Origin of the sequence: Mesorhizobium sp. M0239 (assembly GCF_040321815.1) — a bacterium.
GTDB lineage: Bacteria > Pseudomonadota > Alphaproteobacteria > Rhizobiales > Rhizobiaceae > Mesorhizobium.
The window spans coordinates 113,847-126,045 of record NZ_JAMYSG010000014.1; the positions used below are offsets into that span (position 1 = coordinate 113,847).

13 protein-coding genes are annotated in these 12,199 nt (G+C 62.1%); all 13 read left to right on the forward strand.

Annotation, left to right across the window (positions count from 1 at the left end; all coding sequences use genetic code 11):
* Positions 1 to 49: 49 nt before the first annotated feature.
* Positions 50 to 463 (forward strand): CopG family transcriptional regulator, encoded by a 414-nt coding sequence (locus NKI99_RS16740; RefSeq protein ID WP_023708017.1) that lies wholly within the window; start codon positions 50 to 52, stop codon positions 461 to 463.
* A complete protein-coding gene (gene trbB / locus NKI99_RS16745) occupies positions 460 to 1,428 on the forward strand; it encodes a P-type conjugative transfer ATPase TrbB (RefSeq protein WP_023669259.1) in 969 nt (322 codons plus the stop codon). Before NKI99_RS16740 ends, trbB begins: the two co-directional genes overlap by 4 nt.
* Positions 1,429 to 1,439: 11 nt before the next feature.
* Positions 1,440 to 1,748 carry a TrbC/VirB2 family type IV secretion system protein gene (locus tag NKI99_RS16750; protein ID WP_023669260.1) on the forward strand — a complete coding sequence of 103 codons (309 nt, stop codon included), beginning with the start codon at positions 1,440 to 1,442 and terminating at the stop codon, positions 1,746 to 1,748.
* On the forward strand, positions 1,748 to 2,020 hold the full coding sequence (locus NKI99_RS16755) for a VirB3 family type IV secretion system protein (RefSeq protein WP_352611459.1): 273 nt from the start codon (positions 1,748 to 1,750) through the stop codon (positions 2,018 to 2,020). The genes NKI99_RS16750 and NKI99_RS16755 overlap by 1 nt, the downstream gene beginning before the upstream one ends.
* Positions 2,014 to 4,464, forward strand: coding sequence for a conjugal transfer protein TrbE (gene trbE, locus NKI99_RS16760; RefSeq protein WP_352611460.1), 2,451 nt, complete (start codon positions 2,014 to 2,016; stop codon positions 4,462 to 4,464). Before NKI99_RS16755 ends, trbE begins: the two co-directional genes overlap by 7 nt.
* A complete protein-coding gene (trbJ, locus tag NKI99_RS16765; RefSeq protein ID WP_023669263.1) occupies positions 4,461 to 5,186 on the forward strand; it encodes a P-type conjugative transfer protein TrbJ in 726 nt (241 codons plus the stop codon). The genes trbE and trbJ overlap by 4 nt, the downstream gene beginning before the upstream one ends.
* A 36-nt stretch (positions 5,187 to 5,222) precedes the next feature.
* Positions 5,223 to 6,542 carry a P-type conjugative transfer protein TrbL gene (gene trbL / locus NKI99_RS16770; protein WP_352611461.1) on the forward strand — a complete coding sequence of 440 codons (1,320 nt, stop codon included), beginning with the start codon at positions 5,223 to 5,225 and terminating at the stop codon, positions 6,540 to 6,542.
* Positions 6,543 to 7,274 carry a conjugal transfer protein TrbF gene (gene trbF / locus NKI99_RS16775; protein WP_023766656.1) on the forward strand — a complete coding sequence of 244 codons (732 nt, stop codon included), beginning with the start codon at positions 6,543 to 6,545 and terminating at the stop codon, positions 7,272 to 7,274.
* Positions 7,264 to 8,292 carry a P-type conjugative transfer protein TrbG gene (trbG, locus tag NKI99_RS16780; protein ID WP_031245469.1) on the forward strand — a complete coding sequence of 343 codons (1,029 nt, stop codon included), beginning with the start codon at positions 7,264 to 7,266 and terminating at the stop codon, positions 8,290 to 8,292. The genes trbF and trbG overlap by 11 nt, the downstream gene beginning before the upstream one ends.
* Before the next feature lie 10 nt (positions 8,293 to 8,302).
* A complete protein-coding gene (locus tag NKI99_RS16785) occupies positions 8,303 to 9,520 on the forward strand; it encodes a TraB/TrbI/VirB10 family type IV secretion system protein (protein WP_023729046.1) in 1,218 nt (405 codons plus the stop codon).
* Positions 9,521 to 9,533: 13 nt separating this feature from the next.
* A complete protein-coding gene (locus NKI99_RS16790; protein WP_023689356.1) occupies positions 9,534 to 9,812 on the forward strand; it encodes a DUF2274 domain-containing protein in 279 nt (92 codons plus the stop codon).
* A 685-nt stretch (positions 9,813 to 10,497) separates the two neighbouring features.
* The gene (locus NKI99_RS16795; protein WP_023689355.1) at positions 10,498 to 10,791 is read left to right on the forward strand and encodes a helix-turn-helix domain-containing protein; all 294 of its coding nucleotides are present in this window, start codon (positions 10,498 to 10,500) and stop codon (positions 10,789 to 10,791) included.
* Positions 10,792 to 10,803: 12 nt separating this feature from the next.
* On the forward strand, positions 10,804 to 12,114 hold the full coding sequence (locus NKI99_RS16800) for a type II toxin-antitoxin system HipA family toxin (RefSeq protein WP_352611462.1): 1,311 nt from the start codon (positions 10,804 to 10,806) through the stop codon (positions 12,112 to 12,114).
* The last annotated feature ends 85 nt before the right edge of the window (positions 12,115 to 12,199 follow it).

Genomic DNA, 12,199 nt, shown 5'->3' on the forward strand with positions numbered 1-12,199 from the left:
ATGTTCGTTCGCACCGGCGCATCAGCGCCGGCCAGTCGGAACGAGACGTATGAAGCCCCATCGCATTCGCCACCAGTTTCTGCTCGAACCCGAATTGAGCGAGAAGCTGGAAACCCTCAGCCGCAACCCGTCGACCACGAAATCGGCAATCGTCGCGAAAGCGGTCGAGGCCTTCATCGAACGGCGTGGTGAAAACGAGCTCGACCAGCGCTACGGCAAGCGGCTGGACCGTCTTTCCCGCGATCTCGACCATGTCAGGCGCGACGCCGAAATAACTCTGGAGAGCCTGGCGCTCTTAATCCGCTTTTCAATCACGCTTCATGCGCACACGCCAATTCCGGATCGGGCGACACAGGCGATCGCCCAAGAGCGCTTTGACAAATTCGTCGAGCAGGTCGGTCGCCAGATAGCCTCCGGGAAGCGCTCGCTTGGTTACGGCAATGGCAACGGAGGCGAAGGATGAACTCTCATCCCGCAGCGGACCACCGCCGCCGAGCCATGCTGCGCACAGCCATGGGCGCCGCGATCACCGAGGCCCTTGCCGATCCGACCGTCATCGAGGTGATGGTCAACCCCGACGGCGCGCTGAGGCTCGACCGGTTGGGAGAAGGCCGGGTCGATACAGGCGTGCATATGCATCCTGCCGAGGCGGAACGCATCATCCGGCTCGTCGCCTCCCATGTACGCGCCGAGGCGCATGCAGATAGTCCGATTGTCAGTGCCGAATTGCCATCAGGCGAGCGCTTCGAGGGTCTGCTACCGCCGGTCGTGCTGGCGCCATGCTTCGCCATCCGCAAACCGGCGGCAAAACTCTACACGCTGGCCAACTACGTCGCCGATCGCGTCATGCTCCCGCTGCAGGCTGATGCCCTGAGGAAGGCAGTGCGCGAGCGGCGCAACATCCTGGTCGCCGGCGGCACATCGTCGGGCAAAACGACACTTACCAATGCTCTACTGGCAGAAGTCGCCGAATGCGATGAGCGGGTGATCCTGATTGAGGACACCCGCGAGCTGCAATGCGCGGCCAAGGACTGCGTTGCCATGAGGACGAGGCGGGGCTCCATCACACTCGCCGATCTCGTACGCTCGACCTTACGGCTGAGGCCCGACCGCATCATCGTCGGCGAAGTCAGAGGCGCGGAAGCGCTCGATATGCTGAAGGCATGGAACACCGGACATCCCGGCGGCATTGCCACGGTTCACGCCAATTCGGCACGCTCCGCACTCTATCGTATTGAGCAGCTCGCCCAGGAAGCCGTTGTCACCGTTCCCCGCCGGCTGATCGCCGATGCCGTCGACTTGGTCATCTTTATTGCCGGAAGAGGGCCCGCGCGCCGCGTTGACGCGATCGCCGAGGTCACGGGTCTCGACGGCAGCGGCGATTACGCCGTCACCCCGCTCACACTTCCGCAACTCCAGCAGCTCTGAAAGGTCACCTCATGCGCAAGAAGCTTCGCTTTCTTTCGTTCGCCGCCGTCGCGCTTCTTCTCACGGCCCAGGCCCACGCTGCCGGCTCCGGCATGCCGTGGGAACAGCCGCTGCAGCAGATTCTGGAATCGGTGCAGGGGCCGGTCGCCAAGATCCTCGCGGTGATCATCATCATCACCACCGGTCTGACCCTTGCCTTCGGCGACACGGCGGGCGGTTTCCGCCGGCTGATCCAGATCGTCTTTGGCCTGTCGATCGCCTTCGCGGCCTCGAGCTTCTTTCTTTCCTTCTTCTCCTTTGGCGGCGGGGCAGTCGTCTGATGAGCACCGGAGAGCAGCATATCGAAGGCTTCGACGTTCTGGTCCATCGGGCGCTCACCGAGCCGATCCTGCTCGGCGGCGCGCCGCGGGCGGTGGCGATCCTCAATGGCACGGTGGCCGCGGCCATCGGCCTAGGCCTGCAGCAGTGGATTGCCGGTCTGATCCTCTGGATCGCCGGCCACACGCTCGCGGTCTTTGCCGCACGGCGTGATCCGGATTTTGCCAGCGTGCTTGTCCGTCATCTTCGTCAAAAGGGCTGGCTTGCATGCTGAAGCTTTCCGAATACCGCGGCAAAGCCGACCGGCTTGCCGACCATCTGCCCTGGGCAGCACTCGTCGCGCCCGGCATCGTGCTCAACAAGGATGGCAGCTTCCAACGGACATTGCGGTTTCGTGGCCCCGACCTTGAAAGCGCGACGGAGGCCGAACTCATCGGCATATGCGCGCGGGCAAACAATGCGCTGAGAAGGCTCGGCTCTGGCTGGGCATTATTCTTCGAGGCCGAGCGCATCGAAGCGCTGGGCTATGCGAGCTCGGCCCTTCCCGATGCTGCCTCATGGCTGATCGATGAGGAACGGCGCGCGGCCTTCGAGGGCAAGGTCGCGCATTTCGAGAGCATCTATCATCTGACCTTGGTCTTCATGCCTGGGCCCGATGGCCAAGCGCGCGCGGAAAGTGCTCTCGTCGACTCGCATGACTTGGGAGGGGAAAGAGACTGGCGCCAGGAGCTTGCCCGGTTCCGAGACGAGACTGACCGCGTTCTCGATCTTCTTTCGGGCTTCGTGCCCGAGGTGCGCGCGCTCGACGATGCCGAGACCCTGACGTACCTGCACGGCACGATCTCGACACGCCGTCATCCGGTCGCCGTGCCGGAAACGCCAATGTATCTCGACGGCGTCCTGGTTGACGCGCCGCTGACCGGCGGCCTAGAGCCGATGCTGGGCGAGCAGCATCTGCGCACGCTCACAGTTCTCGGCTTTCCGAACGTCACCCGGCCAGGAATCCTTGATGCGCTCAATAACCAGGATTTCGCCTATCGCTGGGTGACGCGCTTCATTCCACTCGACAAGGCGGAAGCCACGAAGACGCTGACTCGGCTCCGGCGGCAGTGGTTTGCCAAGCGCAAATCGATCGCGGCTATTCTGCGCGAGGTGGTGACCAACGAACCGGTGCCTCTCGTCGACAGCGACGCCGACAACAAGGCGCTCGATGCCGATGCAGCACTGCAGGCATTGGGCGGCGATCATGTCGGCTTCGGCTATCTCACCACAACGGTGACGGTGTCGGATCAGAACCGTAAAGCCGCCGCGGAAAAGCTTCGCGCCGTCGAGCGGATCGTCAACGGGCTCGGCTTCACCACCATTCGCGAAAGCATCAATGCCGTCGAAGCGTGGCTTGGTTCATTGCCGGGTCATGTCTACGCCAACGTTCGCCAGCCGCTCGTTCACACGCTTAACCTTGCCCATCTCGTGCCGCTGTCGTCCGTGTGGGCAGGTCCAGCGGAGAACGAGCACCTTGCCGAGGTCACCGGCGATCACGCTCCGCCGCTTCTTTTCGCCGAAACCAGCGGCTCGACGCCGTTTCGGCTTTCGACCCATATCGGCGATGTCGGCCACATGCTGATTGTCGGGCCGACCGGTGCCGGCAAGTCGGTTCTGCTTGCCCTGATCGCTTTGCAGTTCCGGCGCTACGCTGGCGCGCAAATCTATGTCTTCGACAAAGGCAATTCGGCCCGCGCCGCCGCGCTTGCCATGGGCGGCGACCACCATGCGTTGGGTGCGAATGGTGCGCTTGGTTTCCAGCCGCTGCGCCACATCGACGACCCGGCCACACAGAGCTGGGCGGCCGAATGGATCGCCGGCCTCATTGCCCACGAGAATGTCACCGTCACCCCGGAGGTGAAGGAGGCAATCTGGTCGGCGCTCACCAGCCTCGCCACCGCGCCGGCGCAGGAACGCACGCTGACTGGCCTGTCGGTCCTGCTTCAGTCCAATGCGCTCAAATCGGCATTGATGCCCTACACGCTCGACGGACCATTCGGCCGACTGCTCGATGCCGATGACGACCGGCTGGCCATCTCGGATGTGCAGTGTTTCGAAACCCAGGAGCTGATGCACAGCCAAGGCGCTGTGCTGCCTGTGCTCACCTATCTGTTCCATCGTCTTGAGGACCGGTTTGACGGGCGGCCGACGCTGCTCATGCTCGACGAGGCCTGGGTCTATCTCGACAACCCGCTCTTTGCCGCCCGCATCCGCGAATGGCTTAAGGTGCTGCGTAAGAAAAACGTCTCCGTCATCTTCGCGACGCAGTCGCTTGCCGACATCGCCGGCTCTTCTATCGCACCCGCAATCATCGAGAGCTGCCCGCAGCGCATTTTTCTCCCCAATGATCGTGCGGTGGAGCCGCAGGCACGGGCAGCCTATGAGCGCTTCGGTCTTAATGAGCGACAGATCGAATTGGTCGCCCGCGCCACGCCGAAGCGCCACTACTATCTGCAGTCGCGCCGCGGCAATCGCCTCTTCGAGCTCGGGCTAGGCCCGATCGCTCTTGCGCTTTGCGGCGCCTCCGACCCGGCCGCGCAGACCCTGATCGACAATATTCTTTCCGAAGAAGGGCAGGGCAGCTTTGCCGCCCGTTTCTTCAGTGCGCGCGGCCTGGATTGGGCTGCCGAGCTTCTCCAGCAATTTCCTCAACCTAACAAGGAGCAATCGTCATGATCGGACGCCGCCTTTTTACTAGCCTGGTCACCGTTTCCCTGATTGCCAAACCGATGGCTGACTACGTCCAGCCGGCCTATGCGCTCATCGTGTTTGACCCGTCCAACTATACGCAGAATGTGCTGTCGGCAGCACGCGCATTGGAGCAGATCAACAACCAAATCCAGTCGCTTCAGAACCAGGCGACCATGCTGCAGAACATGGCGCGCAACCTTCAGCGCCTGGATTTCTCTTCCGTGGGCCAGCTTACCGGCTCGCTCCAACGGATTGACGGTCTGATGACCCAGGCGAGCGGCCTGAGCTTCGATCTCGACAAGCTGCAGGACCAGTGGCGCCAGCAATATCCGGAAAGCTACGACGCCACCATCAAGGTCAGCGATGTGGCGAGCGCCGCGCGCGAGCGCTGGCAGAGCGCCATGCAGGCGTTCCGCCAGACCATGAGCGCGCAGTCGCAGATCGTCGAGAACGTGCAGGCCGATGGCGACTTGCTTACCGATCTCGTCAATCGCAGTCAGGGCGCGGCAGGTGCCCTCGAGGCAAGCCAGGCTACCAATCAGCTGATCGCGCTTTCGACCAAGCAGCAGATGCAGATCCAGACGCTGCTTGCGACCCAGTTCCGGGCCGAAGCCGAGGATGCGGCGCGCAAGGCGCAGTCTGAGGAAGCCGCTCGCGAGACGACGAAGCGTTTCCTGGGCACCGGCACGGCTTATCCCGGCAACTGAGCGGCAGTTCTTCAAGACAACGAGGAAGGCGGCGACATGAACGACCTCGGAGTCATCGATCGCTTCATGGAGACCTTTACCCGCTACATTGACAGTGGGTTCGGTCTGCTTTCGGGCGACGTCGCCTTTCTCACCACCATTCTGATCGGCATTGACATCACGCTCGCGGGCTTGGTCTGGGCGTTCGGCGGCGAGCCCAACATTCTCGGCCGGCTTGTTCGCAAAGTGCTCTATGTCGGCGCCTTCGCCTTCGTCCTGAACAATTTCAAGAACCTCGCCGACATAATTTACCGCTCCTTTGCCGGTCTCGGCATCAACGCATCGGCCGGCAACCTGTCCGCCGACAGTCTCCTGCGGCCAGGCCGCATTGCCGCGGCCGGCTTCGAGGGCGCCTGGCCGCTCCTCAATCAAGCGAGCCAGCTAGTAGGCTTCCCCGAGATCTTCGGTAACGCGCTCACCATCTTCGTGCTGCTTCTGGCCTGGTTCCTGGTCCTCATCGCCTTCTTCATTCTTTCCATCCAGCTCTTCATCACCATCCTCGAGTTCAAGCTCACCACGCTGGCCGGCTTCGTCCTGGTGCCCTTCGCGCTCTGGAACCGTTCGGCGTTTCTGGCCGAGCGCGTGCTCGGCAATGTGATTTCGTCGGGCATCAAGGTGATGGTGCTTGCCGTCATCGTCGGCATCGGCTCCACGCTCTTTGGCGAGTTCGCTTCCGCCCTGCAGGGCCAGGAGCCGGACCTGGCGGCGGCCATGTCTCAGGTGCTGGGTGCGCTGGCGCTGCTTGGGCTCGGCATTTTCGGCCCCGGGATTGCCTCGGGTCTCGTTTCCGGCGCGCCGCAGCTTGGCGCCGGCGCGGCACTTGGAACAACGGCGGCCGCAGCTGGATCAACGCTCGTTGCCGGAGGCGCTGCGTTTGCCGGCGCGCGCATGGCAACAGGCGGCGGCCTCGCCGCAGTCCGTGCCGGCACCGCCATGGGGTCCGCTGCCACCGTCGCCTGGCAAACGGGGCGCGCGACATCGCCCGAGTCCGGGCTGTCCGGGGTAGCTGCTGGGCTGCAGGGGGTTGCGAGTGCCGCTAGCGGCGCCGCGATGCGGGGAATGCGATCCGCAGCAGAACCATTCCGCCGTAGTGCCGACGCCGGTCGCGATGCCGGCTGGATGACCGGCGGCATGCCGACCAGCTCGATGAGCGGAAGCTCTCCAGTTGTAGCTCCCGCGGCCGCGCCTGCCTGGGCAAGGCGTCTGCGTTCCGAACAGACCGCACGCGCCCATCGCAATGCTGCCACGCAGGCGGTGCGCGATGGAGATCGGGGCGGAAGCGGCGCCAATCCCTCCCTCAATGACAAGGAAGACTAGATGCTCTTCAAGCGACCCGTTCAGCGTTATGGAAAGACGCCCGAACCCGTAACACCCTACCAGAAGGCCAGCCAACTCTGGGATGAGCGCATCGGCGCGGCGCGCGTCCAGGCCAAGAACTGGCGCTTCATGGCCTTTGGCTGCCTGGCTCTGACGACGGGGCTTTCCGGTGGGCTTCTGTGGCAGTCGATGCAGGGCCGCGTCGTGCCTTATGTCGTCGAGGTCGACCGCTTTGGCGAGGCGCACGCGGTCGGGCCGGCAGTCCAAAACTACCAGCCCGACGATGCCCAGATCGCCTGGCATCTCAGCCGCTTCATCCAGAATGTTCGTTCGGTTTCCACCGATGCGGTTCTGGTGCGGCAGAATTGGCTGTCGGCCTACGACTTTGCCACCGACCGAGCGGCGCTCTTCCTCAACGAATATGCCAAGGCGAACGACCCTTTCGGCCAAATCGGCACGCGCAGCGTGTCAGTACAGGTGACCAGCGTGGTCAGGGCTTCCGACAGCTCGTTCCAGGTCAAATGGACCGAGCAGGTGTTCGAGCGCGGCAGCCTCGCCAGCACGACGCGCTGGATCGGGATCCTCACCATCCTCATCCGCCCGCCTAGGACAACCGAGCAGCTGCGCAAGAACCCGCTCGGCGTCTTCATCAACGCCATCGACTGGTCGCGCGAGCTCGACAGCGCCGCGCCAACCCCCGTTTCCCCTAAGGAGCCCGCCAATGACAAATAGAGCCCCATTGCTTCGTGCTGCCTTGATCCTGTCGGCGTCTGTTGCGGTTCTTTCGGCCTGTGCCTCGAAGCCAGTGCCGCCGCCTCAGATTTCCTATGACCACGAGGACTTCAAACCAGCCGCGATCGAGAAGGCGCCGGAGAAGCCGGTCAAGGTCGTGGAAGTGCCGAAACCGTTACCGTTGCCTGGTCAGTTGATGCCCGCACCCGGCAAGCCCGCCCCAGATAAGCGCTCGCCGGAAGAACAGGTCGCCGATGCCAACAAGGCGGCGACGCAACAACCCACCAAGTTTGGCTATGTCAATGCGGTGCAGGTTTACCCCTTTGCCGACGGCGCGCTCTACCAGCTCTACGCCGCGCCGGAGCGCGTCACCGATATCTCATTGCAGCGGGGCGAGAAGCTGACCTCGGTCTCAGCCGGCGATACGGTCCGTTGGGTGATCGGTGACACCGTTAGTGGCTCAGGCGATGACCAGCGCACTCATGTGCTGGTGAAGCCATTCGCGCCGGGGCTTGCCACCAATCTGGTCATCACGACGGACAGGCGATCCTATCACCTGCAGCTTCAAAGCACTGAGAAAACTGCCATGGCGGCGCTCTCCTGGATTTACAGCGAAGACCAACTCGTGGCGCTTCGGCGGCGCAACGCTCAGGCAGAGGCTGAAATGCCCGCGGCCTCGAACGTAGCACTCGAAAACATCCGCTTCCGCTATTCGATCACCGGCGACACGCCGCCGTGGAGACCGACGCGCGCCTTCGATGATGGCAGCAAGGTCTACATAGAGTTCCCGAAGCGCATTGATCAGGGCGAGGCGCCACCGCTCTTCATCGTCGGTGCTGACGGGGACAACCAGCTCGTCAACTATCGGATGCACGGCAACTACTACATCGTCGAGCGCCTCTTTGCCGCGGCTGAACTCCGTCTCGGCGCCAAGCAGCAGCAGGTGGTGCGCATCACCAGGACCGACGGACGGCAACTGCCGCGGCGGATATCGCTCTTTTCGCGTTTTGGCAGGTGAGGGGAGGCTCATGACCGACACGTCCCGCCCCAATGTTCCGCCCAAACTCGATCCCGAACAGCTGCAGCTGCGGGCCTCACCGCGCCGGGCCGTGCGCTTCAAGCGCGGCATAATCGTCGCGATCGCAGCTGTTGGCTCCGCCACCATCTTTGGCGTCACGATGATGGCGCTGCAGGGGCCGGCACTGCGCCTGAAGCAGCAGGCTGAAGAGCTTTACAGCACCGACCGCAACCCGACCGCCGAGGGACTTGAATCGCTGCCCAAGGACTATTCCGGGAGCAAGCCGAAGGCTCCGGTGCTTGGACCGCCGCTGCCCGGGGATCTCGGCCGTCCTATTCTCGAGCACCAGCGCCAGCTTGGCATCGCACCTGGGCAAGACGTTTCCGCCGAGGCGCAGCGGCTTGCACAACAAGCGATTGAGGCGCGCGAGTCGCAAGTCCTCTTCCGCATCGAAAACCGGCCCCAGCAGACGGAAGCTTTTGGCAATGGGCAGGGCGGACGTTCGCCTTTCGAGACGGCGTCTCCGCAGCCAGATACCGAAGGCCAGCGAGCTTCCGTCGCGCCGGCCGAGGGCGACCAGAACAATCAACAGCGCAAGCTCGATTTCATCGATCAACGGAACACCGGCGGGATCTACAACCCGCATGCACTGCAGACGCCGGCTTCGCCCTATCAGATCATGGCCGGTAGCGTGATCGCTGCAAGCCTGATCACCGGCATCAATTCCGATCTGCCCGGCCTTGTCGTCGCCCAGATCACCGAGAATGTGCACGACAGCGTCACCGGCAGCATCCTGCTCATCCCGCAGGGCTCACGGCTGATCGGCACCTACGACAGCGTTGTAGCCTTTGGGCAAAGGCGCGCTCTGTTGGTGTGGCAACGCATCGTGATGCCGGACGGCTCCTCTACCGAAATCGACAATCTGCCCGTGACCGACGCGGCCGGCTATGCCGGGCTCGAGGACAAGGTGGATTTCCATACTTGGCAGTTGATCAAGGGCGTCGCGGTAGCCACATTGCTGGGGGTTGGTACCGAGTTGAGCTTTGGGGAAAATGAAAGCGACTTGGTCAAGGCAATTCGTGAATCCACCCAGCAGAACGTCAGTCAAGCGGGCCAACGGATCACTGAAAAGAACCTGAACGTCCAACCCACGATCACCGTGCGCCCTGGTTGGCCGTTGCGCGTCATCGTGCACAAGGACCTCGTGTTGCGGCCATACACGGGGTGAACAGGAGGACTTCATGGCTAACCTGAAACTCGGAAAACTTCCGGACCGGACACCTTCGAAGATCACCATCACCGTTGGCGCCGACTTGAGCCAAGCACTCAACGACTATGCCGCACTTTACCGTGAGACCTATGGCGAGTCCGAAACGGTGGCGGAACTGATCCCCTTTATGCTGGTCGGGTTCCTGGAAGGCGACCGGGCGTTTGCCAAGGCCAGAAAGGAAGGTCTGCCGGGCGCCGGCGCGTCGGAGAAACCACGAAGGCAATCATCTTCCACACTGGACAACGGTTAGCGCTTGGTGTCGTTTTGGAGCACGCTAGGTTCTTGATCCTGACCGCGTTGCCGCCGGTCCGTACTCCACCAGTTCGAGTGCCTCCTCCTTTGTGCAGGAATTCGCCTGAGCGAGTTCGAGCGCCTCTTCAAGGAAGCGATGATTGCGCTCCTGTACATCGAGGTGAGCCGGCGTCGGAAAGCACGCGACAATCCATTGCCACACGCGGTGTTGAAACGAGCCTGAAGGCATGTCTAATTCCCAGCGGCTACCTTGAGAAGACACTGAGTCTGAGGGAGATTCAAGTTTCAGGGGAACAACTAAGCCTGCTAGACAATAAGTGCATAAAAGCCGTGGCTTTTTCTTGCGGCCGGCCTCGTTCTCTTCGGACAAAAATCGATCTTGTCACGATGCCGCCAGACCGGATGCTGAATGACAGCTTCTCGCCAACAGTAATTGAATAGCGGACCAGACCGCTCCCGGCCCCGACAAGTTGTTGAGTTCTCGACCAGCGGTCATTCTCGATGGTACCGTGGCGAAAGGTCGATCGCACATTGTTGCGTGGCGCAATGATTTTATATAGGTTGGTATATGAAGGTTGCCGATATGTGAACCTATATAGCGTTAAATTGATATAGTAACGTATATTGACACCCGTCATATATGAGCCTATATCAGGCTAGCTCATACAGAAATCGTATACGCCATGAAGATCAGAACAGCTCGCGACATTGGAATCCTGATCAAGGAGGCCCGCACCCGGCGCGGCCTGTCACAGGCTGCCTTGGCCAAAATGATCACCACGACGCAGACGTGGGTGTCGTGGATCGAGAACGGCAAGCCCAGCGCCGAGATCGGCAACGTGCTGCTGGCGCTGACCACGCTTGGTGTGGAGATGGACTTTCAGATCCCGCCGGCGCCGACGTCGGCTGATCATCATCATAATGCCGATGAACGGCATGTCGACGATGACGACGACGAGATTCCCTACAAGCTCTAGATGACGATGATCATGATGAACCCGATCGACACCCTCGACGTCTATATCGCTGGCAGACCGGTTGGGGGGCTCCACCACCTGCAGGGCGGCAAGCTTTCGTTCTCCTATCACGAGGCATGGATGGAAGGCCCGGTGGCGATCCCGCTCTCCCTGTCCATGCCGACGATCACCAGGACCTACGAGGGCAAGGTCGTCGAGGCATTCCTCTGGGGCCTACTGCCGGATAATGAGCAGACCCTCGCCAGATGGGCGCAGAGGTTCCAGGTCTCCGCCCGAAACCCGTTTGCCCTGCTCAAGAATGTCGGCCGCGACTGCGCCGGCGCCGTCCAGTTCCTTTCGCGTGGCGACCAGATTTCCCGCGGCGAGAACGTGGAGTTGCTCACCGAGGCGCAGATCGGCGACCGCCTGCGCGATCTGCGCAAAGATGGTGCAGCGACCCGGCGAATCGGCGATCCTGGTCAGTTCAGTCTCGCTGGTGCGCAGGCAAAGACGGCGTTCCATTTCGATAAGGGCAGCAATCGCTGGGGGATCCCTCTAGGCGACACGCCCACGACACACATCTTCAAGCCGCCTTTGCCGCACTTGCACGGGCATACCGAGAACGAGCATTTCTGCCTGCAGCTTGCATCCAAGCTCGGCATGGACGCTGCACATAGCCAGGTTCTCGACTTCGCAGGCGAAAAGGCAATCGTTATCGAGCGCTACGACCGCCGCAACAACGAGGGCAAGACCATCCGCATCCATCAGGAGGACATGTGCCAGGCCCTGTCGGTGATGCCGACGCTCAAGTACGAGAACCAGGGTGGGCCAGGTATCACGACGATCTCCAGAAAGGTGCTGTCGGCCTCCCTCGACCCCGTCCAAGACCGTCAGATCTTCATGGCCGCGAACGTCTTCAACTGGATCATCGCCGGCACGGACGCGCATGCAAAGAACTACTCGATGCTGCTCGGAGCCCAGGGCGAGGCCCGCCTAGCTCCGCTCTACGACATCTCCTCCATTCTGCCGCACCTCGGGGGAGAGATCCAATCTGAGATGCGCGACCTTAAACTGGCGATGAAGATCGACAGAGTCTATCCCATCGAGGAGATCATGCCGCGCCACTGGGGGCGCTGTGCGTCCTCAGCAAAGGTTGGCGGCGAGTACACGGTGCGGACGATCCGCCATCAGCTCGCGGTGATGCCCGATATGGCATCGGAGTGCGCCCAAGAGCTTCGCCAGGAGGGGATCATCCATGAGATCGTTGGTCGCCTCGTCGACGCGATCGCGACGCGCATCAAGGGCTTGTCCCGGATCTATGGAGAGGAAGGTTGTGGAGGTTAAAGTCGGGCGGGGATAGCGGATCCACGGACTAATGCCGGCGAAACGGACGGACCGCACACTGCCCACGGGATTCTCGCTCTAATAG